The 25369-nt window shown below is 69.4% G+C and carries 20 protein-coding genes, 2 tRNA genes and 1 pseudogene; 13 read left to right on the top strand and 10 right to left on the bottom strand.

Going from position 1 to position 25369, the window contains the following annotated elements:
* Positions 1 to 317 precede the first annotated feature (317 nt).
* From ACZ7PG_RS22330 to ACZ7PG_RS22310, 5 genes and pseudogenes are all read left to right on the top strand, one after another.
* The gene (locus tag ACZ7PG_RS22330) at positions 318 to 6902 is read left to right on the top strand and encodes an RHS repeat domain-containing protein (RefSeq protein ID WP_470241016.1); all 6585 of its coding nucleotides are present in this window, start codon (positions 318 to 320) and stop codon (positions 6900 to 6902) included.
* Positions 6899 to 7384 (top strand): hypothetical protein, encoded by a 486-nt coding sequence (locus ACZ7PG_RS22325; RefSeq protein WP_470241015.1) that lies wholly within the window; start codon positions 6899 to 6901, stop codon positions 7382 to 7384. Before ACZ7PG_RS22330 ends, ACZ7PG_RS22325 begins: the two co-directional genes overlap by 4 nt.
* Positions 7385 to 7469: 85 nt before the next feature.
* Positions 7470 to 8037: pseudogene (locus ACZ7PG_RS22320) on the top strand (transposase family protein); the annotation flags it as partial.
* Between the two features lie 140 nt (positions 8038 to 8177).
* Entirely contained in the window at positions 8178 to 8711 is a 534-nt protein-coding gene (locus tag ACZ7PG_RS22315; protein ID WP_470241014.1) for a site-specific integrase, read from the top strand.
* The gene (locus ACZ7PG_RS22310) at positions 8704 to 9084 is read left to right on the top strand and encodes a tyrosine-type recombinase/integrase (RefSeq protein ID WP_470242376.1); all 381 of its coding nucleotides are present in this window, start codon (positions 8704 to 8706) and stop codon (positions 9082 to 9084) included. The genes ACZ7PG_RS22315 and ACZ7PG_RS22310 overlap by 8 nt, the downstream gene beginning before the upstream one ends.
* Here the strand turns inward: ACZ7PG_RS22310 and ACZ7PG_RS22305 are convergent.
* A tRNA-Lys gene (locus ACZ7PG_RS22305) sits at positions 9046 to 9118 on the bottom strand. The two genes, ACZ7PG_RS22310 and ACZ7PG_RS22305, sit on opposite strands and share 39 nt — an antisense overlap.
* 165 nt (positions 9119 to 9283) lie before the next feature.
* On the opposite strand from ACZ7PG_RS22305, the gene ACZ7PG_RS22300 reads away from it, so the two are divergent.
* Positions 9284 to 10468: a L,D-transpeptidase gene (locus tag ACZ7PG_RS22300; protein WP_470241013.1), complete on the top strand. Its 1185-nt coding sequence runs from the start codon at positions 9284 to 9286 to the stop codon at positions 10466 to 10468.
* Here ACZ7PG_RS22300 and ACZ7PG_RS22295 read toward each other — a convergent pair.
* Positions 10465 to 10803: a winged helix-turn-helix transcriptional regulator gene (locus tag ACZ7PG_RS22295; RefSeq protein WP_470241012.1), complete on the bottom strand. Its 339-nt coding sequence runs from the start codon at positions 10801 to 10803 to the stop codon at positions 10465 to 10467. The genes ACZ7PG_RS22300 and ACZ7PG_RS22295 overlap by 4 nt on opposite strands.
* Positions 10804 to 10877: 74 nt before the next feature.
* Between ACZ7PG_RS22295 and ACZ7PG_RS22290 the strand changes: the two genes are divergently transcribed.
* Entirely contained in the window at positions 10878 to 11564 is a 687-nt protein-coding gene (locus tag ACZ7PG_RS22290; RefSeq protein WP_470241011.1) for an alpha/beta fold hydrolase, read from the top strand.
* Here the strand turns inward: ACZ7PG_RS22290 and proP are convergent.
* The 3 genes from proP to orn all read right to left on the bottom strand — a co-directional run bounded on the left by proP (position 11561) and on the right by orn (position 13929).
* Positions 11561 to 12991, bottom strand: coding sequence for a glycine betaine/L-proline transporter ProP (proP, locus tag ACZ7PG_RS22285; protein WP_470242375.1), 1431 nt, complete (start codon positions 12989 to 12991; stop codon positions 11561 to 11563). The two genes, ACZ7PG_RS22290 and proP, sit on opposite strands and share 4 nt — an antisense overlap.
* A 176-nt stretch (positions 12992 to 13167) precedes the next feature.
* Positions 13168 to 13243, bottom strand: a tRNA-His gene (locus ACZ7PG_RS22280).
* 77 nt (positions 13244 to 13320) lie between these two features.
* On the bottom strand, positions 13321 to 13929 hold the full coding sequence (gene orn / locus ACZ7PG_RS22275) for an oligoribonuclease (RefSeq protein ID WP_470241010.1): 609 nt from the start codon (positions 13927 to 13929) through the stop codon (positions 13321 to 13323).
* A gap of 102 nt (positions 13930 to 14031) precedes the next feature.
* Here orn and ACZ7PG_RS22270 point away from each other — a divergent pair, with 102 nt between their 5' ends.
* Together ACZ7PG_RS22270 and ACZ7PG_RS22265 are read left to right on the top strand one after the other, a co-directional pair.
* The gene (locus ACZ7PG_RS22270) at positions 14032 to 15576 is read left to right on the top strand and encodes a helicase HerA-like domain-containing protein (protein ID WP_470241009.1); all 1545 of its coding nucleotides are present in this window, start codon (positions 14032 to 14034) and stop codon (positions 15574 to 15576) included.
* Between the two features lie 70 nt (positions 15577 to 15646).
* Entirely contained in the window at positions 15647 to 16024 is a 378-nt protein-coding gene (locus ACZ7PG_RS22265; protein ID WP_470241008.1) for a DUF3224 domain-containing protein, read from the top strand.
* Positions 16025 to 16137: 113 nt separating this feature from the next.
* Here the strand turns inward: ACZ7PG_RS22265 and ACZ7PG_RS22260 are convergent, their stop codons facing one another.
* The 3 genes from ACZ7PG_RS22260 to ACZ7PG_RS22250 all read right to left on the bottom strand — a co-directional run bounded on the left by ACZ7PG_RS22260 (position 16138) and on the right by ACZ7PG_RS22250 (position 19397).
* Positions 16138 to 17184: a S1C family serine protease gene (locus tag ACZ7PG_RS22260; protein WP_470241007.1), complete on the bottom strand. Its 1047-nt coding sequence runs from the start codon at positions 17182 to 17184 to the stop codon at positions 16138 to 16140.
* 98 nt (positions 17185 to 17282) lie between these two features.
* Positions 17283 to 18605, bottom strand: coding sequence for a M20 family metallopeptidase (locus tag ACZ7PG_RS22255; protein ID WP_470241006.1), 1323 nt, complete (start codon positions 18603 to 18605; stop codon positions 17283 to 17285).
* A gap of 39 nt (positions 18606 to 18644) precedes the next feature.
* Positions 18645 to 19397, bottom strand: a complete 753-nt coding sequence (locus ACZ7PG_RS22250) for a class I SAM-dependent methyltransferase (RefSeq protein ID WP_470241005.1) — start codon at positions 19395 to 19397, stop codon at positions 18645 to 18647.
* 143 nt (positions 19398 to 19540) lie between these two features.
* Here ACZ7PG_RS22250 and ACZ7PG_RS22245 point away from each other — a divergent pair, with 143 nt between their 5' ends.
* From ACZ7PG_RS22245 to ACZ7PG_RS22235, 3 genes are all read left to right on the top strand, one after another.
* Complete coding sequence (locus ACZ7PG_RS22245; protein ID WP_470241004.1) at positions 19541 to 20443, top strand: DNA-3-methyladenine glycosylase family protein; 903 nt, start codon at positions 19541 to 19543, stop codon at positions 20441 to 20443.
* A 175-nt stretch (positions 20444 to 20618) separates the two neighbouring features.
* The gene (locus ACZ7PG_RS22240) at positions 20619 to 21305 is read left to right on the top strand and encodes a M50 family metallopeptidase (protein WP_470242374.1); all 687 of its coding nucleotides are present in this window, start codon (positions 20619 to 20621) and stop codon (positions 21303 to 21305) included.
* A 55-nt stretch (positions 21306 to 21360) separates the two neighbouring features.
* Complete coding sequence (locus tag ACZ7PG_RS22235; protein ID WP_470241003.1) at positions 21361 to 22593, top strand: aldehyde dehydrogenase family protein; 1233 nt, start codon at positions 21361 to 21363, stop codon at positions 22591 to 22593.
* A 6-nt stretch (positions 22594 to 22599) separates the two neighbouring features.
* On the opposite strand, the gene ACZ7PG_RS22230 is transcribed toward ACZ7PG_RS22235, so the two are convergent.
* The gene (locus tag ACZ7PG_RS22230; RefSeq protein ID WP_470241002.1) at positions 22600 to 22851 is read right to left on the bottom strand and encodes a hypothetical protein; all 252 of its coding nucleotides are present in this window, start codon (positions 22849 to 22851) and stop codon (positions 22600 to 22602) included.
* Positions 22852 to 22900: 49 nt separating this feature from the next.
* Between ACZ7PG_RS22230 and ACZ7PG_RS22225 the strand changes: the two genes are divergently transcribed.
* Complete coding sequence (locus tag ACZ7PG_RS22225; RefSeq protein WP_470241001.1) at positions 22901 to 23992, top strand: dihydrofolate reductase family protein; 1092 nt, start codon at positions 22901 to 22903, stop codon at positions 23990 to 23992.
* A 56-nt stretch (positions 23993 to 24048) separates the two neighbouring features.
* Here ACZ7PG_RS22225 and ACZ7PG_RS22220 read toward each other — a convergent pair whose 3' ends face one another.
* Complete coding sequence (locus ACZ7PG_RS22220; protein WP_470241000.1) at positions 24049 to 25257, bottom strand: chitinase; 1209 nt, start codon at positions 25255 to 25257, stop codon at positions 24049 to 24051.
* Positions 25258 to 25369: the final 112 nt, after the last annotated feature.

The following is a 25369-nucleotide window of genomic DNA, read 5'->3' as shown; positions in this document are numbered from 1 at the left end:
GCTGCTGAGACGTCGCGTAACCGGTACCTCGTCGTACCGGTACGTAGCGCCGCAAAAGGTAAAGACAAACCAATGTACGTGAATCACGGGTTTTGAATCCGTGGAGAAAACTTCACCCCAACGGCTGATGGGTGCAGTCCTGAGGAGCGTTAGATTTCTTCTGCGGCCCCGGGTTCCCCGGCAAGCTGACTTGAGTGCCTCTTTGCAGGCTGCCTGGGGGAAGGTTTGCTATGCCCGGTTTGTCCTTTGGCGCGCGCAAAAGATCCGTCACTCGGCTTTCGCTCCGATTTGCCCGGGTTCTCACTCTTTTCTTGAGCGTGGTCGCATTGACGGCCGGCGTGGTTTCGCCCGTGCAGGCGATGCCGATGGCCGCCGCGAGGCCCGACCCCGCCGTGTCGGCGAAGGCGGCCGACTTCGGCCCGAACGCGGCGAAGTCCGCGGACATCGCTGTCGACGGCTGGGGTGACGCGCAGGGCTACCACCTCGAAGTCGGCCGGGAGAGCCGCGGCTTTGCCTGGCAGGAGGCCGCGCTGATCCACCCGGCCGGGTTCGACGACTCCTCCTGGACCGGCTACCAGTGCCTGTCCGGGGACGGCCGGTTCGCCGCGCTGGCGATCCTGCCCGCCTCGGCGGTGAACACCCAGGACGCCCGCGACCACGGCGCCTTCGCCTACTCCGTCGACCTCGCCTCGGGTGCGGTGCACGCGCTTGCCGGCGGCGTCGGCCTGAAGTACTACTCGCCCGGCTGCGGGGCCGGGGACGACGCCGTGTTCACCGTCGCGACCGGCCAGAAGACCAAGCTGCTGACCGCGGACCTCGCCGCGGGGAAGATCACTGGCTCGATCACCGCGCCGGGACAGATCACCTCGGCCGTGCCGACCCGGACCGGCATCGTCGGTGTCGCGGGCGGCCGCCTGGTTTCCGTGCCCGCCATGGGAAACCCGGCCATCATCGCGTCCCTGCCCGGATCCGTCTACGACGTGCGCCCGTCGGCTGACGGCGGGGTGAGCTTCCTGCACACCGCCCCCGGCACCAAGGTCACGACCGCGGCCCACGAACACGGCGGCGTCGTCACGACGCTGGGCACCGGCGACCTCGCCCGCGTGCAGCTGTCCCAGGGCCGCGGCGGGCACGCTGTCCTGTCCGGCGCCACCGCGGCCGACGCGGGAGTGCTGGCCGCGGCCGACGTCACGGCTGTCGCGGACACCAAGCTCGCCCGTGGGGCTTCGACGGCGTCGCTTGATGGTGACGCACTACTGGGGCCGGACTCCGACGGGCAGAAATCCGCACCCGCTGTCCTCGCGACGAAGACGGGCCAGGTCTTCTCACCCGCGGTCCCGCCGAGTGCCGCTCGGGTCTTCACCGTGGTGCCCACCTATGCGGCAGCTTCCGGAAGCGCGGTTCAGCCACCGCGCGTGAACCGGCTGAGCCCGAAGGCGGATGCTGCCCCGGCTGCGAACGCTGCTCCGAACACCACTCAGGCGCAGTCGCCGAAGTGCGCGGTGCCGCCGCTGAACTCGAACCGGCAGGTGATGCAGCCGAATCCGGCACAGGTCAACTGGGCGGTGCAACTGGCCGAGCAGGGCCTGCTGACCGGCAGCGCGTACACGCGTCCGGCCGGGTTCGGGAACATGGGTCTCGTCGCGTACGCGCCGAACAGCGACTTCCCGTTGATCCCGCTGTCGCACCCGTCCGGGGGCACGAACACCGTGCCGCGGTCGATCTTCGAGGGCATCATGGCCCAGGAGTCGAACTGGTCCCAGGCCTCCTGGCACGCCCCCGCCGGCACCGCGGGCGACCCGCTGATCGCCAGCTACTACGGCGCCGGCGGCGACATCGTCTCCATCAACTACGCCGCGTCGGACTGCGGGTACGGGATCAGCCAGGTCACCGACGGCATGCACATCGGCGACCACTCGCTGTCCGAGCACGGCCAGTGGAAGGTCGCGGTCGACTACCAGGAGAACATCGCCGCCGGCCTGCAGATCCTCGAAACCACCTGGAACCAGCTCTACACCGCGGGCATCACCGCGAACAACGCCGACCCGCGCTACCTGGAGAACTGGTACTTCGCGGCCTGGGCCTACAACTCCGGCATCCAGCCGAACGCGGCCAACGGCAACACCACCGGCTGCACGCCCGGCCCGTCCTGCACCGGCCCGCACGGCACCTGGGGCCTGGGCTGGACCAACAACCCGGCCAACCTGGACTACCCGCCCAACCGCGACCCGTACCTGCAGGACACCTACGCCGACGCCGCGCACCCCGCGAGCTGGCCCTACCAGGAACGCGTGCTCGGCTGGACCGCGAGCCCGCTGATCCGCTACGGCAGCGCGGCGTACGCCAAGCCGACTTACAACGGCGGGCAGCACTGGGTGCAGCCCGCGCCCTTCACCGCGATGTGCTCCCTCGCGGCCAACCAGTGCGACCCCAACGCCACCAACACGTCCAACCCGGGCGCGAGCCACTGCATGTTGGACGACTTCCAATGCTGGTGGCACAACCCGGTGACGTGGATCCCCGGTTGCGCCACGACGTGCGCGACCAGTCCCTACGCCGTATCGGGCGGAACTGAACCCGCGAACCCGACGCAGAACCCGCCCACCTGCAGCCAGGACACCTCGAAGGTGCCGAGCGGCGCGATCATCGTCGATGACGAGCCAAGCCGGTTGAACCTGCAGGGCTGTGGCAGCGCGAACTGGTCGGACAACGGCACGTTCACCTACACCTACGGCACCAACTCCGCAGGCGACCCGATCGGCGCGATCGACACCCACCAGCTCGGCACCGGCCTCGGCGGACGGGTCCTGTTCACCCACACCGAGGACGGCTCGAATCCGGCCCTGATCAACACCGGGGTGTGGACGCCGAACCTGCCGTCACTGCAGTACTACAAGGTCAAGCTGCACCTGCCCGGCCTCGGCGCCCAGGCGACCAACGTGGTCTACAACATCAACCCCGGCGGGGGCGTCTCACCGTGGAAGATCCGGGTCAACCAGGCGTGGAACTCCGAGCAGTGGGTGACCATCGGGACGTTCGCCATGCAGAATGGCGGCAACGTCACCCTGAACAACAACGGCAGCTCGGCCGACCAGGGCGGATTCGGCTACTCGGACTTCGACGTCGCTTTCGACGCGATCGCGTTCGTCCCCCAGGGCGGTACTCCCGGCCAGCCGATCGGCGGCCCACCGGGCATCCAGGACGCGCCCAAGGGCTCCAACCCGGCCTACATCGCCTGCGGCTGCGCTCGTCGCACCGCGGGCGACCCGGTCGACACCTCGACAGGCTACTTCGGCGACAGCTTCACCGACCTTGCCACACCAGGGCGCGGCGTGGCGCTGAACTTCAACCGCACCTACGCGGAGAGCATCGCCGACCCCAACGGCCCCAACAAGGCGCTTTCGGCCGACGGTCCGTTCGGGTGGGGCTGGACCTTCTCCTACAACCTTTCGGCAGCAACGGACGGCTCGACCGGGAACGTCACCGTGAAACAGGAGGACGGGTCGGCCGTTACGTTCGTCGGCAGCGGCGGCAGCTACTCGCCCACGGCACCCCGTTTCGACGCGACACTGGTGAAGTCCGGTTCTTCGTACGTCTATACCCGGCGTGGCAGCCAGATCTTCACTTTCGACGCCGCGAGCGGACACCTGACGGCGGAGACCGACTTGGCCGGGAGCAAGGCCTCGCCGTCCTACCAGACGACCCTGGGCTACGACGGCTCGAGCCACCTCGCCACTATCACCGATCCCGGTAACCGTAAGTACACCCTCACCTGGACCGGCAACCACATCACCGGTCTCGCCGACACCGCCGGGCGTCAGGTCACCTACGGGTACGACGCCGGCGGCAACCTCACGGACGTCTACGGGATCGGCACCACGCGCACACCGGTTCTCAAGGACGACGACCACACGAAGTACGGCTACGACGGCAACCACCTGATGACGTCGATGCGCTCGCCGGCCAACTTTGCGGGACCGGCGTCGGCGGCGACGTCGATGGTCTACGACAGCGCCGAACGCGTGCACACCCAGACCGACGCGAACGGGCACACCACGACGTTCACCTACGGCCCGGACGGCGCTCTCGCGGCCGGGCAGACCCTGGTGACCGACCCGGCCGGGCACCGGAAGCTGGACACCTACCAGAACGGCTTGCTGGTTTCGGAAACCAAGGGCTACGGCACGCCCGACGCGGGAACGACGTCGTACACCTACGACCCGGTCACCCTCGGGGTCAGTACCCTGACCGATCCGGACGGCAACCTGCAGACGTTCACCTACGACGACCACGGCAACCGAACCTCGGAGTCGAACGCTCTCGGATTCACCACCGACTACGTCTACGACGACGCCGGCAACCTCGTCGAGACCATCGACCCCGACGGCGTCGCGACGATCAGTCAGTTCGACCAGGCCGACCACATCCCCGCCGGGGCCACCGGGGCACGGGCGCCGACGTCGACGACGGTCACTCGTGCCAACAACGTGGTCGAATCGACCACCGGCAATTTCGGCCCAGCACCGGTCCGGACCACGAACTATTACTACGACGACGCCGCCCACCCCGGCGACCGCACTCGCACGACCGATCCGAACGGCAAGACGACCACCACCGAATACGACGGCTACGGGAACAAGGTCTCGGTGACCGACGGTGCCGGAGACAAGACCCGGTTCGGCTACGACGCCCAGACCGGCCTGCACACGTCCACTGTGGATGGAAACGGCGTCGCCGCCGGCGTCGCCCCGGGCTGCACCCCGCCCGCGAAGGGGTGCATGACCTACGGGCACGACGCTCACGGCCACGTCACCCTGACCACCGATCCGCTCGGCCATCAGACGTCTGCGGGCTTCGACGCCGACGGCAACCAGACCTCGGTAACCGACGCCAACCACCACACCACGACCTCGGCCTACGACCCGGTCGGCCAACTGGGCAAGGTGACGCAGGCGGACAACACCACCCAGACCACCGACCACAACCCGGACGGGACTGTCGCCGACACCATCGACGGCCTCAACGCCAAGACGACGTACGGCTACGACGGCCAGGGACGCAAGAACTCGCGCACCGATGCCGACAACCGCACGACCAGTTCGCACCTCGATCCGGCCGGCCGGGCACTGTCGACCACCGACCCGGCCGGCCGGGTCGTCACCATCGGCTACGACGCGGCCGGTCAGCCGAAGACAGTGTCCTATTCGGACGGAGTGACCTCGGGCGTCACCTACGGGTACGACCCCGCAGGCCACCGGGTATCGATGACCGACGGCACCGGCACCTCGACCTGGACCTACAACACGTTCGGCGAGATCACCTCACAGAAGCAAGGCTCCGGCACCGTGGTCGGCTACGGCTACGACGACAACGGGAACCTGACCTCGATCACCTACCCCGGCCAGACCACGCCGGTCGTGCGCACCTTCGACGACGCCGAGCGGCTGAAGACCGTGACCGACTGGAACACCAACAAGACAACGTTCGGCTACGACAACGACAACGCCGTCAAGACCACCTCCTACCCGGATGGAATCACGGTCACCAACGGGTATGACGACACCGATGCGCTCACCGGCACCACGGCCGCGGCAGGGACCGCCACGGCGGTATCGATGACGTTCGGCCGCGACCCCATGGGCCAGCTGTCAGCCCGGACGACCGGCTCGACGTCCCAGAACTTCGGTTATTCCGTCCGTGAACAGCTCGGTTCGGACGGCGGCAGCACCTACGCGAACGACGCGGCGAACAACCCGGTGACAGTCGGCACCGTCACTCAGGCGTTCGATCCGGCCGGCCAGCTGTGCTGGTCGCAGCCGAGTGGCACGGTGAGCAATCCCAGCTGTGGAACGGTTCCTGCAGGCGCTACCGGGTACACCTTCGACAACCTCGGCGAGCGCAAGACGGCCGGCTCCGCAACCTACGGCTACGACCAGGTCGGCAGGCTGACGAGCCTGGCCGGGCCCACCTCGGCGACCTACACCTACGACGGAGACGACCTGCGCGTCTCAAAGACGGCCGCCGGGGCCACCACCCCGTTCATCTGGGACGCCGAAGCGACGCCGAACCTCCTGAACGACGGGACGAACAGCTACATCTACGGCCCCGGCGGGACCCCCATCGAACAAGTCGGCGCGAGCGGCTCCTTCTGGTACGTGCACGACCAGGTGGGTTCGACCGTCGCGCTGCTGAACAACGCCGGAGCCGTCGCCGGCAGCTACGCCTACACCCCGTACGGCCGGGCGACCGCCGCGGGCACCGCCCGGACTCCACTGCAGTACAGCGGGCAGTACACCGACGCGGAGTCGGGGCTGGTCTACCTCCGCGCCCGGTACTACGACCCCGGGACGGCGCAGTTCCTGACCGTCGACCCCCTCGTCGACCAGACCCGCACGCCATACGCCTACACCGGCGGCAACCCACTTATCTACACCGATCCGACAGGCCGCAGTTTCTGGAGCTCGTTCACCGCCGGCCTGATGGTCGCCGGTGCGGCGCTGGCCATCGGCGCGTGTGCCATCCTCGAACCGTGTGGCGCGATCGCCGTCGGGGTCGGTGGCGCGATCGCGATCGACGTGGGCGCCGTCGCGGTGATCGGCGCGGCCGGCGCAGCCGCCGGTGGCATGACAGCCGCAATGGCCGGCGGCCTCGGCCGCTTCGAAGACATGGAGTGGGATCCGGGCGACGATGACGACGACGACGGCTGGCGCACGTCGAAGAGCCGGGACGTCCAGCAGGAACAAGCCGACAGCGCGTGGCGGGAGATCCAGCGGCGTGCCTCCCAGCTCGGTAAGCGCCTCACCGAGGCGGACCGGCGGACCTGGCACGACGCGATCAGCCACCGCGGACTCGACTACAATGGAATTCTCCGTGAAGGCCTGCACCTGTTCTGTGGAGGATGAGTCCGCTGTCGACGGTCGATGAGTTGAAGGCCGCCCTGGCCGAACTGGTGTCGGCCAGGGTGATCGGCTTCAGCAGAACGGTGAACATCGCCGAAGTCGGATTCACCCGTGGTGAGGTCGAAACCTGGTTGCACGCGCAATGTCCGTTCCGAGTGTGCCGTGGCGAGTCAACCTGGTTCGGCACGGTGGACATGGCCTACCCCGGAAAGTCCGACGCCGACCCGCAAGAGGCCTACCGCAAGAACGAGACGATGTTCGACAAAAGGGCTCGTCAGGTCAGCGAGCGTTTCAAGTCCGTCGAGTACATCGTCGATACGGCGACCTTGGGCCGGGCAGGAACGATAACGCTGGAGCTGACAGGTGGCGTCGTGATCGAGGTCTTTCCGGCCTCCGGCGGCCCGATCGAGCAGTGGCGCCTGTTCGACCGGGGTTCGGACGTCCATTACGTGTTCCCGGATACCGCTTCGCATCTTGCTGGTTAGGCACGGCGATCTGGCGTGTCGGATGGTGTCGAGTGAAGCCCGGCGCCTTCGTCGGAGTGACAGCGACCGTGAAGAATGGGCGTTCAGCGTCTCGCACCGCCAATTCACAGCCACCCTCGCCGAGGTGGTGACCCGGATCGAGCAACTGCGCCGGCAACGGAAGTACTCCGCCCGCCGAACCGTCACCGAACTCGCTGCCGAGGCATCACCATCTCGGTGCGAACCGTCGGCCGCCATCTGCTGCGGCTGGGCCTGAACCGGCGTCGGTTCCTCGACCCGACCGGCGCCACCCACCGGGCACCACAGCGGATCATCGCCCGCTGGCCCGGGCATATGGTCCCCTTCGATGTTAAGAAGGCCGGCCAGATCGCCGACGGCGGTGGCTGGCGCGTTCACGGCAAAGACAGCGAACACGCACGACACGTCGCTCGCGGCAAAACCCAAGGTCGGCGGGCCCACTACACCTACCTGCACTCCGTCGTCGACGGCTACTCCCGCCTGGCCTACACCGAAGCCCTGCCTGGTGAGAAGCCCGCACCGCGATCGGGTTCTTGCGCCGCGCCAGGGCGTTCTTCGCCCGCCACGGCATCACCCACACCCACCGAGACTTTGCGCAAGATCGGGGACTTGCTCGCGGGGCTGATCTCGCAGAAGCAGCCGCTGCCTGAATTCGACGCGGTACGTCGTCTCGTTCGCGCCGGGGCGCAAGTGCTGGAGCACCCTTTGATGGATGAGGTGTTCGATGCCTTCCTGACGTTGAAGAAGCGCACGGTGAGCCGGAATATGTACCGCCGTGGACCAGGGCTTGCTGACCCACAACGTCGCGAAGCTGGTCGAGCTACCGCCGGCGGTCCGGCAGAAGCCGAAGCTGTGGACCCCGGAGCGAGTGGCGAAGTGGCGCCGGACTGGCGAAGTGCCCTATCCGGTGATGGTGTGGACGGCGGAGCAGACCAGGCAGTTCCTGGACTTCATCGTCAACCACCCGCTCTACGCCCTCTATCACCTCATCGCCTACACCGGTCTGCGCCGCGGAGAGGGCTGTGGTCAGCGTCGCTCCGACACCTATCTGGACGTCGCCTGCATCGAGGTGGCCAATCAGATCGTGCAGTACGGGTGGGAGACCGGGCAGAGCAAGCCAAAGCCCCCCTCGTCGGAGGGGATCGTCGCGCTCGACTCGGACACCGTCTTGGTCCTCCTCGCACAACGCCCGTCAGGACGAGGCCAAGCCACCTCGGCGACGATGGGGTCGACCACGATCTCCTATGCACCGAGCCCGACGGCAGCCCTCTGCACCCCGCTGATGTCGTTGACGAGTTCACCTGGTTGATCAAGCTGGCCGGCTTGCCCCGATCACCCTGCACGGCCTTCGCCACGGCGCGGCGACCTTGGCGTTGAGCGCCGGGGTGGACATGAAGGTGATCCAGCACATGCTCCGGCACTCGTCGATCAAGGTGACGATGGATCTCTACAAGAACGTCGGTGAAGAAGTGGCTGCCGACGCTACGCGGAAGCCGGCTGGGGCAATCCCGCGGAAGGCTGTGCACCCGGCCTGCGCTCTCGGGCTCCCGAACGACCACAGTGGACAGTGCCCAAGCGGACGAAGAGGTTCCAGATACCACAAAACCCCAGGCCGATGCGGATCGACCTGGGGTGGTGGGGTGTGCGCCATCAGGGACTCGAACCCCGAACCCGCTGGTTAAGAGCCAGCTGCTCTGCCAATTGAGCTAATGGCGCCGGTGTCTGCCGGAGGTTTCCCTCGGCGACGTGGAAAAGATTAGCACCCGGTTCCGAGCCCCTTTCAGGGGGGTCCCGTCTACGAGTTCGGGCGTTGCCGTCCCGGTGTCGCGGCTGGTCGGGCACACTGTAGTCGGACATCGACGGCGAAACAGGCGGGTGGGCATGACGAGTGCTGGGGTGCGGCTGCTGGTGGCCGCGGGGGTGATCGGCCTCACGGTGGCCGGCTGCAGCAGTAGCCCTTCGGGTGAACCTCCGAAGGAGACGGCGTCCTCGAGTGCGCCCAAGCCCGCGCCGAAGGCCGCTGTGCTCACCTTGAGCCTTGCCAAGGATGCCAAGGACGTCGCGCCCGGGGAGCCCGTCAGCGTTGCCGTTGCCGATGGGAAGGTCGGCGAGGTCAAGCTGACCGGGGCCGATGGCAAGGTCGTCGCCGGGAAGGCGCGGGCCGACGGCTCGGGGTGGGACTCCGCCGAGCCGCTCGGCTACAACAAGGCCTACCGGCTCACCGCCGCCGCGACCGGCTCCGACGGGAAGCCGGTCAGCGCCGAAACGAGCTTCACCACCGTCAAGCCCGCGCGGCAGCTCGGTGTCTCGGTGAACCTCGACGACGGCGAGACCGTTGGCGTCGGGATGCCGCTGATCTTCACCTTCAGCGGGAACGTCGCCGACAAGGCCGCCGCCGAGAAGGCGCTCAAGGTCACCGCCGAGCCGGCCACCGAGGGTGCTTTCCGCTGGTCCGGTGACAAGCAGGTGACCTGGCGGCCGAAGGCCTACTGGAAGAGCGGCACCAAGATCACCGTCGACGCCGCCGTCTACGGCAAGGCGCTCGGCAAGGGCAGCTACGGCCGCGAGGACAAGAAGCTCACCGGCACCATCGGCGACAAGCTCGTCGCGGTCGCCGACGGCCAGACGCACCAGATGACCGTCTCGATCAACGACAAGGAGGTCAAGACCATGCCGACCTCCATGGGCAAGCCCGGCCACAACACCCCGGCCGGCACCTACACCGTCATGAGCGAGCACACCGGCTACACCATGAACTCCGCCACCTACGGCGTCCCCGAGGACGCTCCCGGCGGCTACAGCACCTACGTCCAGTACGCGATCCGCCTGTCCTACAGCGGCATCTTCTACCACTCCGCGCCGTGGTCGGTGCGGCAGCAGGGGCACAGCAACGTCAGCCACGGCTGCCTCAACCTGTCCACCGAGAACACGAAGTGGCTGATGGACGCGTCGAGGAAGGGCGACATCGTCACCGTCCAGAACAGTGGCGGCCCGAAGCTCGAGCCCACCGACGGCTGGAGCGTCTGGCAGCTGTCCTGGGACGAGTGGACGACGGCCGCGAACTAGCGGTCGTCGTACTCCGCGCGGGCCTTCGCGATGAGCGGCATGTGCGTGATGCTCCACTCGAGCAGCGGCGCGGTGGCTTCGCGCAACGTCCGGCCCATCGCCGTCAGCTCGTAGCTGACGTGCGGCGGCATGACGGCGACGACCGTGCGGGTCAGGATCCCGTCGCGCTCGAGGTCGCGCAGGGTCACCGTGAGCATGCGCTGGCTGATCCCGTCGATCGACCGCTTGAGCTCGGTGAAGCGCCGCGGCCCGTCCTTGAGCATCCGCACGACCAGCAGCGCCCACTTGTCCCCGACGATCCCGAGGACTTCGCGGGCCCGGCACGGGTCCTCCATGGTTACCTCCTGAGAACCGGGGCACCAATTAGTGCCGTATTGCCTGGCGCGCCGCGAGTGAACAAGATCGTTCCATGTCCACATTCTTGCTGGTACACGGCGCTTGGCACGACGGACGCTGCTGGGACCGCGTGGTCCCGCTGCTGGAGTCGGCCGGGCACCGCGTGATCGTGCCCTCCCTGACCGGCTACGGCGACCGCGCCCACCTGCTGAGCCCGGAAGTCGGGCTCGGCACCCACATCGACGATATCGCCGGCCTCCTCGAGAGCGAGCGCGACGTCGTGCTCGTCGGCCACAGCTACGCCGGGATGGTCATCTCGGGAGCTGCCGACCGGCTCCCGGAGCGGATCGCGCGCCTGGTTTTCCTCGACGCCATGGTCCCCGAAGACGGCGAGACCGCGGCCGACGTCATCCCCATCACGAAACAGCTGATCGACGGCGCCGTCGACGGCTGGCGGGTGCCCCCGATGCCGGCCGGGCCCGCCGGCTTGTTCGGCGTCACCGATCCCGGCGACGTCGCCTGGCTGCGCTCGATGCTGTCCGACCAGCCGGTGAAGTGCCTCACCGAACCGGTCCGGCTGGACAACCCGGCGGCGAAGGCGATCCCGCGCACGCACATCCACTGCGTCGGCGGCCAGCCGTCCGGGATCACCCGGCGGCCCGTGCCGGCCGGCGAGCCGGTGCGGGAGCTGCCGACCGGGCACGACTGCATGATCACCATGCCCGCCGCGCTGGCCGAACTGCTGATCGACGCGGCTTAGTCCTTCGCGGAGTCGCGGACGAGCTCCCGCGCCTCCGCTTCGGTCGCCACCGCGGGCCCCGAGCCCCAGAGCGGCTTGTTCGCCGTCTCGCGACTGAAGTAGACCGCGACGGCGCCGATCGCCCCGGCGGCCATCATGTACCAGGCGGGCCAGAAGTCGTGGCCGGTCGACGAGATCAGTGCCTGCATGACCAGCGGGGTCGTGCCGCCGAAGAGCGACACGGAGATGTTGAACGCGATGGACAGCGCGCCGTAGCGGATCGCGGTCGGGAACAGCGCCGGCAGCGCCGCGGGCATCGAGACCTCGAAGCAGAGCAGGAGCAGGCCGAGGCCCATCAGGCCGAGGAAGGTCAGTACCAGGCCGCCGTCGTGGACCAGCAGCATCAGCGGCCACGACAGCACGAGGAAGCCGACGCAGCCGGCCATCATCACGGGCTTGCGGCCGACCTTGTCGGTGATCCGGCCGCCGACCAGGATGATCAGCATCATCACGACCATGACGACGATGATCAGCAGCAGGCCGTGCGTCGCGTCGAGGTGCAGTTGCTCGGACAGGTACGTCGGCATGTACGACAACAGCATGTAGTCGGTGACGTTGAACACGAGCACCAGCCCGACGCAGATGAGCAGCGCGGGCCAGTAGTCGGTGAACATCTTCCAGAACGGCTCGCCGGAGCGGCCGCGCTTCTCGGCCTCTTCGGCGTGCTTCTGGAATGCCGGCGTCTCCTCGAGCTTGAGCCGCATGTAGAGGCCGATGATGCCGAGCGGGCCGGCGACCAGGAACGGGACGCGCCAGCCCCAGTCGAGCAGCGTCTCGTGGGGGACCCAGGCTTTCATGCCGGTGACGACGGACGCGCCGAGCACGTAGCCGGACAGCGTGCCGAACTCGAGCCACGAGCCCATGAAGCCGCGGCGTTTGTCGGGGGAGTACTCGGCGATGAAGGTCGTCGCGCCGCCGTACTCGCCGCCGGTGGAGAACCCCTGCACCATCCGGGCGACGACGAGCAGGATCGGCGACCAGACCCCGATGGAGGAGTACGACGGGATCAGCCCGATGCTCAGGGTGCCGATGGCCATCATGATCATGGTGACGGCGAGGACCTTCTGCCGCCCGATCCGGTCGCCGAGGGGCCCGAAGACGAGCCCGCCGAGGGGTCGCATCAGGAAGGCGGCGGTAAACGCCCCGAAGGTGCCGATCAGCCGGACGCCGGGGGCGACGGTGGGCGGGAAGAAGACCTCGGCGATGGTGTCGGCGATGTAGGCGTAGACGCCGAAGTCGAACCACTCCATGGCGTTGCCGAGGGCCGCGGCTCCCACCGCTCGCTTGAGCAGCGATCGGTCGATGACGGTGATGTCCTCGTACCGCAGCTTCTTCTTCCGCCTGGTCTTCGGTGCTGAACGTGCCACCAGAACACGGTGCACCGGCAACCGGCGGACCGCACGCTGAGCCATCCGGTCGTGAGGGTTGCCACCAACGGCACAACGCGACCACGCACGACGGGGGTCCGGGGCGAGCCCCCGGCGGGGTGCGGGGCTCGGCCCCGCAAAAAGGCGAAACCCCGACCATGGGGAGGGCCCGTAAGGGCCCGACCACGTCGGGGTGTTGGGGTGAGCGACGGGTTTCGAACCCGCGACCTCCTGGACCACAACCAGGTGCTCTACCAGCTGAGCTACGCCCACCATTACCGAGGGGATCCGCTTGCGATCACCTCGCTGGCAGTAATCGTAGCGGGTGTCTTCAAGCGGATTGCAGGGGGTTACCTCTGCAACTGTTCCTGCACTTCAGCGGCCGCGGCCTTGGCTTCGTCGCTGGTCGGCCCGGGCTGCGGGACGAACGCGACGCGCCGGTAGTAGTCGAGCTCGCCGATGGATTCCTTGATGTCGGCCAGCGCCCGGTGCGCGAGACCCTTCTCCGGCTTGGCGTAGTAGATCCGCGGGTACCAGCGGCGGACGAGTTCCTTGACGGAGGAGACGTCGACCAGGCGGTAGTGCAGGTAGGCGTCGAGCGCCGGCATGTCGCGCGCGATGAAGCCGCGGTCGGTGGCGATCGAGTTGCCGGCGAGCGGCGCGGTGCCGGACTCGGGCACGTGCTCCCGGATGTACTCGAGGACGCGGCGTTCGGCCTCTTCGAGGGTGACGCTCGAGGCGCGGACCTCTTCGGTGAGGCCGGAGTGGGCGTGCATCTCGCGGACGACGTCGGGCATCCCGGCGAGTTTTTCCTCGTCGGCGTGGATGACGATGTCGACTCCGTCGCCGAGCACGTTCAGCTCCGCGTCGGTGACGAGGGCGGCGATTTCGATCAACGCTTCCTTGCCGAGGTCGAGCCCCGTCATTTCGCAGTCGATCCAGACTAGGCGGTCGGTCACCTGGTGACCCTAACCCGACACGGGGATAAGAGGGGCGTTACCTGCGCGTACGGCGCGTTACGCTCGCGGTGTGGTGCAGGACACACGATCGGGGAGCTGCGAGTGACGGATCAGGGGTCGCCGGCGAGCGAGATCGCCGCCGGTTATGCGAGTGAGGGTGCCGCGCTGGAGCTGGGTGCGGTGGTGATCGACGGCAAGACGGACGCCGCGGCCGCGGTGCGCCTGCCGCTGGCGACGCTGAACCGGCACGGCCTGGTCGCGGGGGCGACCGGGACGGGCAAGACGAAGACGTTGCAGCTGATCGCGGAGCAGCTGTCGGCGGCCGGGGTGCCGGTGGTGCTCGCGGACGTGAAGGGCGACCTGTCCGGGCTGGCCGCGGCCGGCGAGGCGAACGACAAGATCGGCAAGCGCTCTCAGGAGCTGGGCGACGACTGGGCGGGCACGGCCTACCCGGTGCAGTTCCTGTCGCTGGGCACCGGCGGGAAGGGCTCGCCGATCCGGGCGACGATCACGAGCTTCGGGCCGGTCCTGCTGTCGAAGGTGCTCGGGCTGAACGAGACGCAGGAGTCGACGCTCGGGCTGATCTTCCACTGGGCCGACCAGCGCGGTCTCGCGTTGTTGGACACGAAGGACCTCCGGTCGGTGATCACGCACCTGACCAGCGACGAGGGCAAGGCGGACCTCAAGGGCATCGGCGGCGTGTCGGCGGCCACGGCCGGCGTGATCCTGCGTTCGCTGTCCAACCTCGAGGCCCAGGGGGGCGAGGACTTCTTCGGCGAGCCCGAGCTGGACGTGCACGACCTGCTGCGCGCGCCCGAGGGCAAGGGCGTCGTCACGCTGCTGGAGCTGGACAACCTGCAGGCGAAGCCGGCGTTGTTCTCGACGTTCCTGATGTGGCTGCTGGCCGAGCTGTTCGAGGAGCTGCCCGAGGAGGGCGATCTCGACAAGCCGAAGCTGGTCTTCTTCTTCGACGAGGCGCACCTGCTCTTCAACGACGCGTCGAAGGCGTTCCTCGAGCGCATCGAGCAGACCGTGAAGCTGATCCGGTCGAAGGGCGTCGGCGTGTTCTTCTGCACGCAGCTGCCCACGGACATCCCGAACAACGTGCTCTCGCAGCTCGGCGCGCGGATCCAGCACGCGCTGCGGGCGTTCACGCCGGACGACCAGGCGGCGCTGGCCAAGACGGTCAAGACCTACCCGAAGACGAAGTTCTACGAGCTCGACACGGCGTTGACGTCGCTGGGCATCGGCGAGGCGATCGTCACGGTGCTCTCGGAGCGGGGCGCGCCGACGCCGGTGGCGTGGACGCGGCTGCGGGCGCCGCGGTCGAAGATGGGCTCGATCGGTCCCGAAGCCGTGGCCGCCGCCGTCGCTTCGTCGGACCTGCATGCGAAGTACGCCGAGACGATCGATCGCGAGTCCGCGTACGAGAAGCTGGCCGCGAAGATCCCCCAGGCTCCCGAGGCCGCGCCGGACGCTCCGCCTGCTCAGGCGCCCGCCGAGGCTCTGGCTGAGAAGGCGAAGGACGATCCGGGGTTCATCGAGTCGGCGATGAAGAACCCGGCGGTGAAGTCGTTCATGCGCTCCGCGGCGAGCGCGCTGGGCCGGGAGATCACGCGCGGCCTGTTCGGCAACCGGAAACGCTGACGAATACCTGACGCTTCCTGTCAGGTATCACTGCGAAGCTGGTGCCACCTTCGAGACAGGGGAATCCGCCATGACCAGCACTGCCACCGCGTCGTTCGTGCTCGACAAGTGGGAGCCGCAAGCGACCGACGAGGCCGCGGGCACCGAGTTCGCCCGGGTGGCGATCGGCAAGACGTTCACCGGAGCGGTCGAGGGGACGAGCACCGTCGAGATGCTGACGGCGTCCAACGCGACTTCGCGCGCGTACGTCGCCTTCGAGCGTCTCGCCGTCTCGGTCGACGGCCGCAAAGGTGCCTTCGTCCTGCACCACTCGGCCGACGAGTCCGGCCTGACGCTCAAGATCCTCACCGGCTCGGGCTCGGGCGAGCTGGCCGGGATCTCCGGCACCGCGAACATCGAGATGGACGCGGAGCAGAACCACACGCTGGTCCTCAGCTACGAACTCTGAACAGCGCGAAGGCCGTTTCGAGAGCCCCCGATTGACTCTCGAAACGGCCTTCGCCGTCCCCGCTCCCCGAAGCGGGTGAGGACGGACCGCCCCGACCACGGCCCGTCCGCGTCCTAGTTGTTCACGATCTGGTCGACGATCTTCTTGGCGTCGTTGATCGGGATGGCGAAGCCGATCCCGACGCTGCCGGCCGAGCCGTTGGCCGAGGCCGCCGGGCTGTAGAGGGCCGAGTTGATGCCGATGACGTTGCCCTGGGCGTCGACCAGCGCGCCGCCGGAGTTGCCCTGGTTGATCGAGGCGTCCGTCTGGATCGCGGTGTAGCTGGGCGAGCTTTCGGTCTGGTTGGAGGTCCGGTTGAACGGCGACTGCTGCTGTTGCTGGCCCTGCCCGATGTCGGACAGGTTCCGGTTGAGCGCGCTGACGATGCCGGTGGTGACGGTGTTCTGCAGCCCGCCCGGCGAGCCGATCGCGACGACCTCCTGGCCGACGACGAGCTTGCTGGAGTCACCCAGTGACGCCGCCGTCAGGCCGCTCGCGTTCTGGGCCTGGACCACCGCGATGTCCGCCTTGGTGTCCGCGCCGACCACGCCGGCCTGGTACTTCTTGCCGTCGGACGTGGTGATCACGACGCTCTGGGCGCCGTCGACGACGTGCGCGTTGGTCAGGATCCGGCCGTCCGCGGTGAGGATGACGCCGGAGCCGATGGCCTCGCCCTGGTCGGTGGTGACGTTGATCTGGACCACGCTCGGCGTCACCTTCGCCGCGACGCCGCTGACGTCGCCGGAGGTCGAGTTCGCGACCGTCTGCCCGCTCGCGGCCGGCGTGCTCACCGACGTCGTCGCGCCGTCCGCCGAGTTCGTGGTGAGCCCGACGATCGCGGCGCCGCCGACGCCACCGACCAGCGCGGCGCCGAGGGCGGTCGCGCTGACGATCATCGCGACGCGGCCGCCCTTGCGCGGCTTGGTCTTCAGCGCCGTGGGCGCCTGCCCCGGCTGCTGGAGCGGCGGCGGTTGCGGCGTGAACAGAGGGTTCGGCGCGGCCTGCTGCTGGTAGCCGTACTGCGGCTGCTGCTGCGCGTACGGCCCGTACTGCTGGGTGCTGTGGTGCGGCTGGTGCCCACCGGGTGAGGCGGGGCCGGGCCGACTCTCGTTCTCGGTCATGTCACTAGGTTCGCGCCCGTGCTTGTGAGCAACCTGTGGAAATACCTCAGGCTTTGCTGAGAAGAATCAGCTGAGAAAACTCAGCCGATCCTCAGGTGTCAGGCGAAGAACGACGGCACGTCCAGTGCTCCTCCCGCCGCCTCGAACTCGTCGTGGACGGCCTGCCGCAGCTCGGCGTCGCCCAGGTAGTCGGCGGCCGTCAGGGCCAGGCCCAGCGCACCGTCCCGGACTCCCGCGTCGCCGGTCTCCGAACCGGCCGCGGCCGCGAACTCCTTGGTGTGCAACGCGACCGTCGGGCCCGAGACGGCGAGCATCGGATGCAGCGCCGGCATCCGGTAGGACAGGTTGCCCAGGTCCGTCGATCCCGTGAGCGACTCCGGGACGATGCCCGGCGGCAGTGGCTTGCGGCCGGTGCCGGCCTGGTTGGCCGTCCACCGCCCGGCGAGCGTGGTGTTGAACCGGATCGGCAGGTAGGCCGCCTGGGCGTCCCACTTCAGCTCGACGCCGCAGCCGGTCATCGCCGCCGCGCCCTCCGCGATCGACGTCATGCGCGCGGCGAGGTCGCGCAGGGTCTCGGGGTTCTGGGAGCGCAGGTAGAACAGCAGCGCGGCCCGGGCCGGGATGACGTTCGGCCGGGCGCCGCCGTCGGTGAAGACGCCGTGGACCCGGTCGCTCTGCGGGAGTTGCTGGCGCAGCGCCGAGACGCCTTGGTAGGCCGCGACGGCGGCGTCGAGCGCGTTGCGGCCCATGAACGGCTGGGCGCTCGCGTGCGCGCCGACACCGTGGAAGACCATCTCCAGCTGACGGCGGCCGAGGAACGGGTGCAGCGCGATGTCGTGGCTGAACGGGTGCAGCATGATCACCGCGTCGACGTCGTCGAACACCCCGGCGCGGGCGAGGATCTCCTTGCCACCACCGCCTTCTTCGGCCGGCGTGCCGATCAGGCTGACGCGGCCGCCGAGCCGTTCGGCGACGGTCGCGGCACCGAGGAAGCCGCCCGCGGCGGTCGTGCAGATGACGTTGTGGCCGCACGCGTGGCCGAGGCCGGGGAGCGCGTCGTACTCGGCGAGGACGGCGATGTGCGGGCCATCCTGTTCGGGCGTGCTGACGCGCAGCGCGGTGTCGAGCCCGCCGACGCCGACGGTCGCTTCGTGGCCGTGGCGCTTCAGGAGGTCCGCCAGGGCTCGCACCGAACGGTGCTCGGCGAACCCCTCCTCGGGGTGGGCGTGCAGATCTTGGCTCAACGCCACCAGATCGGGTGAATCGCGCTCGACCGCGGCGGTCACCTCGGCGCGCGTCGCCTCGTCCGCGCCGGTGTGCGGCGAGGACAGCGGTTCGGCGGCCGCGACGGCGTCGGCGGTGGCCTCGACCAGGGAACGCAGGTAGCTGTCGTCGGGCGGGACGGGCTCGTGGTGGGTCATGGGGCGATGCTAACCGCAGGCTCCGACAATCCGCGGTGCTCAGCTCAGCCGGCCGGCCACGATCTGCGTGACGCCGGCGTACCGCTCGGTGAGGTCCGTGAAGCCCCGCGCGCGCAGGCTCGCGGCGATCTCGCCGCGGTCGAACATCCGCTGCCCGCTCAGGATCCCGCCGACGGACTCCGCGACCCGCGCGGGTTGCCAGCCGCGCCGGGCGCTCGTGAGCAGCACGATCCGGCCGCCGGGCTTCAGCACGCGCGCGAAGGAGTCCAACGCGGTTTCAGGCTCGGCGAACATGTGGAGGGCGGCGAAGCAGCAGACGCCGTCCACAGTGGACTCTCGCAGCGGGAGGCGCACGGCGTCCGCGCGCAGGTAGGCGACCGATGCCGGCCCGTTCTCGGCGACGGCTTTGGTGAGCATCGTGCGCGCGCCGTCGAGGCCGATGGCGAGCCCGCCCGGGCCGACGGCCGCGCCGAACGCGCGCGTGAACCGGCCGGTGCCGCAGGCGACGTCGAGCGCCGTGTCGCCGGGTTCCAGGTCGAGGAGCTTCGTCGCGAGCCTCACTTCGCCGGCCATGCTCGGGCCGAGCGGGCCCTTGAGCGCGCGGCCGAGGGCGGGGCGCCAGTACCGCTCGTAGACCTGCGGGAGGAGGGCGGTGCGCATCAGGCGCTGGGTGAGGCCGGTCGGCGGGCCGGCCTGGCTGGCGGTGCCCAGCAGGTCGAGGTAGCCGTCGTCGGTCTTCGCGGGCGTCTCGAGCAGGTCTTCGAGGCGTTCGGTCGCGGTCTTGGTCGGCATTGCTCTCCTCTCGGATACCGGCAGTATGTCAAATCTGCGCCACTCGAACGAGTGAAGAATCCGCGGGCTCAGGCGTTCGAGGCCCGGAATTGTCGGTGGTCCTGCCTAGCGTCGCAGACAAGGTTCCGATCCGAGGAGGACAGATGACGATTTCCCTGCTGGGCAGCGAAATCACGGTACGAGGAGAGTTCGACCTGGCCGCGGCGGCCCGGTTCCTGACCGGCTTCGCGCCCGCCGGTCAGCCGGAAGCAGAGCCCGGCGCGCTCCGGGTGGCGTTCCCGCTCGACGGCGAGTGGACGCCGGTGGGAGCGGTGCTGCGGCAGAGATCGCCCGGCGAGATCGCGGTGGAGGTCCACGGCCCGCCGTCGCTGACGGAGGCGGTCGGGGCGCAGCTGCGGCGGATGTGTTCGCTGGACGTCGACGGCACCGGGTTCGCGGAGGTCGGCGCCCGCGATCCGGTGGTGTCCCTGGTCCAGGGCATGCATCCGGGCTTGCGGCCGGTCCTGTTCGCCTCCCCGTACGAGGCGGCGTGCTGGGCGGTGCTGAGCCACCGGATCTGGATGACGCAGGCGGTCCGGCTGCGCCGTCGCCTGGCCGAGCGTCACGGCACGGAGGTCGACGTCGGCGGCAGCGTGCTGACGTCGTTCCCGGCACCCGCGGTGCTGGCGAGGCTGGAGTACCTGCCGGGCCTGTCGGGCCCCAAGATGCAACGCCTCCGAGGAATCGCCGAGGCGGCGGCCGACGGCCTGCTCGACGCGGCGACGTTGCGGGCGATGCCGGCGGACGAGGCACTGAAACAGTTGCAGGCCCTGCCGGGGATCGGCCGCTTCAGCGCGGAGCTGGTCCTGATTCGTGGCGCCGGCCATCCGGACGTGTTCCCGCGGGCGGAGACCCGCCTCCACGAGATCATGCGCGACGCGTACCACCTCCCGGACGCGGGAGTGGACGAGCTGGCGGCGATCGCCGAGGCGTGGGCGCCGTTCCGGAGCTGGGTGTCGTTCCTGTTCCGCGTGGAAGGCGAGGCCCGGATGCGGGAGTCCCGATGACCTGATCACCGGCACCACGAGGAAGGAGACCGTATCGACCCAATACCGGAGCGGCCGGAACCCGCAGCGGTGGGGACTCACAGTAGCCAGATATCGCCTGTGGTGAGGTGTCCGGGTGAGCTCGCCCGTTCAACTCGCGTTCGGCGGTGCCCGCGCGGCCGCCACCACTCCGTCGCTGCTCGAGCAGGCCCAGACCCCGGCCGTGATCACGCTGGTCGCCGGTGGGGTGGCGCTGCTGGTCGTGCTGGTCGGCGGCAGCCCGTGGCGGCTGGCGCGCAACGGCATCACCATCGTGCACGAGGCCGGGCACGCCCTGGCCGCCGTGCTGGTCGGGCGGCGGCTGCAGGGCATCAAGCTGCACTCGGACACGTCGGGCGTCACCGTCTCGCGCGGCAAGCCCGAGGGGCCGGGCATGGCCTTCACCGCGATGGCCGGTTACCTGGCGCCGTCGGTCCTCGGGCTGCTGTTCGCCAGCCTGCTGGGCGCCGACCTGGCCGGCACGGTCCTCGTGCTGATCGCGCTGCTGCTGCTCGGCGTGCTGGTGATGGTCCGCAACGCCTACGGGGTGTTCTCGGTCGTCGCGAGCGCTGTCGTGCTGGCGCTGGTCGCGTTCGTCGCGCCGGTCGAGGTGCAGGCTCCATTCAGCTACCTCGTGACGTGGTTCCTGCTGTTCGGCGGCGTGCGGCCGGTGGTCGAGCTGCAGGTCAAGCGGCGGCGGGGCCACGCCCGGGACTCGGACGCCGACCAGCTGGGCCGGCTCACCGCGGTGCCGCCGGTGCTGTGGGTGCTGGTCTTCGTCGTGGCGACGGTCAGCTGCCTCATCGCCGGCGGGCTGTGGCTGCTGGAGCCCCTGGCCGCCTAGCCGCGCCCATGCGGCAAACTGGTCTCTCGCTGGTCCGCGCGGAGGGAGACGAACGATGGACGAGGTCGCCAAGGCCGTGGAGGAGTGCGCACGGGCGGCGAAGCTGGCCGCGCCGTCGCTCGCCGCCGCTTCCGCCGAAGCCGTCGACGCCGCGCTGAGCGGGATGGCCGAAAGGCTGCTCGCGCACCGCGACGAGATCCTGGAGGCGAACCAGGCCGACGTCGAGCGTGCGAAGGCCGAGGGGATGAGCGCCGGTCTGCTCGACCGGCTCACCATCACCCCGGAGCGGCTGACCGGCATGGCCGAGCAGCTGCGGCTGCTCGCCGGCGCCCCGCACCAGGAGCGCTCGGTCGACGTGTCCACCCTGGACGGCGGCCTGAAGCTGGTCGAACGGCGACGGCCGGTCGGCGTGATCGGCGCGAACTACGAGGCACGGCCGAACGTGACCGTCGACGTGGCGTCGCAGCTGGTCAAGTCGCGCAACGGCGGCGTGCTGCGCACCGGCTCGGCCGCGCTCGGCTCGGCCCAGCGGCTGCGCGAGGTGGTCATCGCCCCGGCGCTGACCGAGGCCGGCATCGACGCGGACTGCGTCCAGCTCGTGCCGCGGGTGGAGCGCGAGGCGGCGTCCGCGCTGGTGCGGCTGCCGAACCTGGTGCCGCTCGTGATCCTGCGCGGCAGCGGCGACAGCACCCGGGCGCTGGCCACCGAGGCGGCCGTCCACGGCGTGCGCACGCTGGCCCACGCCGACGGCGGGGGCGTCCTGTACGTCGACCGCGGGGCGGACGTCACCAAGGCGCGTGACCTCGTCTACGCGAGCCTCGACCGGCTGGGCGTCTGCAACCGGCTGAACCTGCTGCTCATCCACGAGGGCATCCACGACGACGTCTGGCCGGGCATCGCCGACGCGCTGGCCGAGCGGGGGGTCACGCCTTCGCTGGCGCCGCACGAGCACGCCATCGGCTACGAGTGGGCGCTGGACTCCGACCGCGAGGCGACCGTCACGGTCGCCAAGGTCGGCGCGCTCGCGGACGCCGTCGAGATCGCCAACGAGCAGACGTCGGGCCTGGCGGCGGGCATCGCCACCGACGACCCCGCGGCCGCCGACGCCTTCTTCGACGGCTACACCGGCACGGGGGTCTTCTGGAACGCCCCGACCCGCCTCCTCGACGGCTTCAAGCTGCTCGCGGTCCCGGAAACCGGCATCAACCTGGACAAGGTCCCCGGCCCCCGCGGCCCGGTGACGTACACGGACCTCTACGTCCGCCAGTACGCGGTCCTGCCCGCCTGAGCCCGGTCAGATCCGCGGCGGCACGCTCGCGAGCCGCCGCAGCACCTTCACGGTCTGCTCGGTGTTGTCCAGCAGTTCGGTCCGGTTCTCGGTCTCGTTGGCGTAGCGGAAGATCGCGGTCGGGCCGTCGCTGATCGCGATCGCCGCCACCAGCCGGCCTTCCGGGTCGCGGGTGAGCCCGGTCGACACCTGTACCTCCCGGCCGACGGTGTCGACCGTGGTGAGGGTCCGTTCGTGGTACCAGCCGCGCGTGCCCATGCCGGATAGACGCCGCGATCGCCGGGCGTGTTACGGCATACTGGGCGGGGTGATCACCCGGCCGCACGTCCTGCTGTCCGCCGCGCAGTCGCTCGACGGCTTCCTCGACGACACCTCGCCCGAGCGGCTCGTACTGTCCACTGAGGACGATTTCGCGGTCGTGGACCGGTTGCGGGCGGAGGCCGACGCCATCTTCGTCGGGGCCGGGACCGTCCGGGCGGACAACCCGCGGCTGCTCGTGCGCTCGCCCGAGCTGCGGCGAAAGCGGCTGGAGCAGGGGAAGCCCGAACAACCCGTCAAGGTCACCGTCACCACCCGCGGGCTCGACCCGGACGCGCAGTTCTTCACCGTCGGGGACACCGAAAAGATCGTCTACGCGCCGCCGGGAGCCGCCGACGCGCTGAAGCACGTCGCCACCGTCGTCGACGCCGGGGATCCGTCCGACTTCTCGCGCGTCCTAGACGACCTCGGGGCGCGCGGCATCGGGAACCTGCTGGTCGAGGGCGGCGGTGGGATCCACACCCGGTTCCTCTCCGAAGGCCTCGCCGACGAGCTGCGGCTGGCGATCGCGCCGTTCTTCGTCGGGCAGCCGGACGCGCCGCGGTTCGTCGGGCCCGGGCTCTACCCGCGTCCGCTGACGCTCGTCGGCGTCGAAGACCTTCAGGGGATGGCGATCCTCCGCTACCGGGCCGCGGCCGAGCCGACCGGCCGGGACGTCCGGCGCCTGCGGGAAGCCATCGCGCTCGCGGCCGAGTGCCCGCCGAGTCACACCTTCCGGGTCGGGGCCGTCGTCACCGACGCCGAAGGCGAGGTCATCGCGACCGGGCACTCCGGCGAGGGCGATCCGCTGAACCACGCCGAGGAAGCGGCCCTGGCCAAGTGCGAAGGCGATCCCCGGCTGGCCGGGGCGACGATGTACAGCTCGCTCGAGCCGTGCAGCCACCGCAGCTCGCACCCGCGCAGCTGCAGCCGGCTGATCCTCGACGCCGGGATCCCGCGGGTCGTCTTCGCGTGGCGGGAGCCGCCCGTCTTCGTCGACGCGCAGGGCACCGAACTGCTGCGGCAGGCCGGGCGGCACGTCGTCGAGGTGCCCGCGCTGACCCCGGAGGTCCAGCGCGAGAACACCCACCTCACCTTCTGAACCGAAAAGCCAGGCCGACCACCGCGAGGTGGCCGGCCCGGCTCGGTCAAGACGATCTAGCAGGCGCCGTTGTCGACCCAGACGCCCCATTCGCCGGTCGTGCCCGGCTCTTCGCCCTGGGTCCACCACTTCGCGGTGAACTTGTGGCTGTTGTGCTTGACCACGTCGTCCTTCACGTAGACCTTGGTGCGATCCCATTCCGCCGCGGTGCAGGAGCCATTGCCCGGCGTGGTCGGCGTGGTGGTCGGCTGGGTCGGCGTCGTCTGCGGCGGGGTCGCGCCGGCGAACCGGACGCTGAACTTGGTGAAGTCCCAGTCGTTCTGCGGGACGTTGCTGCAGACGCCGTTGTCGGTCGTGCCGACGCACGCGCGGTCGCGGTTGACCGACCAGAACGTGAAGCGGCCGAGGCCGTGGCTGGTCGCGTAGTCGTAGACGGTCTGGAAGTCAGCCGTGTAGAACATCTCGGAGGCGTCCGACTTGCCGTTCATGCCGGAGAAGCCTTCGTGCGAGTACGCGGTCGCGCTGTCCCAGCCCATGTGCGACATCAGCAGGCCGTGCAGGCCTTCGAGCGCGGACACCTGCGACGAGCCGCCGTTGAAGCCGCCGTCGAACGGCATGATCGAGAAGTTGTTGGGCGTGAAGCCGATCGACTTGGCCTGGTCCAGCAGCTGCGTGCCGAACCAGCCGGTGCCGGCCGCGGTGCCCGGCATGGTCACCGACACGAAGAGGCCGGGGTTGTTGGCCTGCAACGTCTTCGCGGCGCCGAGCTCGTTCGCGATGGCCGCGGTGTTTTCGTACTCGGGCTCTTCGAGGTCGAAGTCGATCGCCTTGAGCGAGTACTTGGTGATGACCTGCTGGTACGCGGCCGCCGTCGCGGCGACGTTCCCGCAGGTCTGGCCGAGCTTCGTGCCGCCGTAGCCGCCGACGGACACCGAGACGTCGCCGCCCGCGCCGCGGATCCGCGAAATGACGTTCGCGACGGTGGTGTCGGACGAGACGGCCGAGGTGCCGTCCCAGGTCGGGCTGCAGCCGCCGCCGTTGGGCGCCAGGATGAACGCGAGCTGGAAGGCCTTGAGCCCGGTCGCGTTCATCACGGTGATCGGATCGGGCGGATTGTTGCTCACGGGCATCAGATACGGCGCGGCGGCGTACCAGTTGTTGCTCAGCGCCGCTGTCGCGGAGGGCGCGCCGATCACGAGACTCACAGCTGTACCGATGAAGGTGGCGGCGGCGAGCCCGATGGCGGCCAGTCTGCTTCTGCGCATGATCTGTCCTCCCGGTGGGGTTCGAGGGTGGACAAACTATTGGACTAGACCATTGATGAAGTCAAGACGCGAAGGCAGGATAAGGGGAATCGAGGGGCGAAAAGCGCCGTAA

The organism is Amycolatopsis sp. NPDC114504 (assembly GCF_055633595.1).
This window is presented reverse-complemented; position numbering and strand designations above follow the sequence as displayed.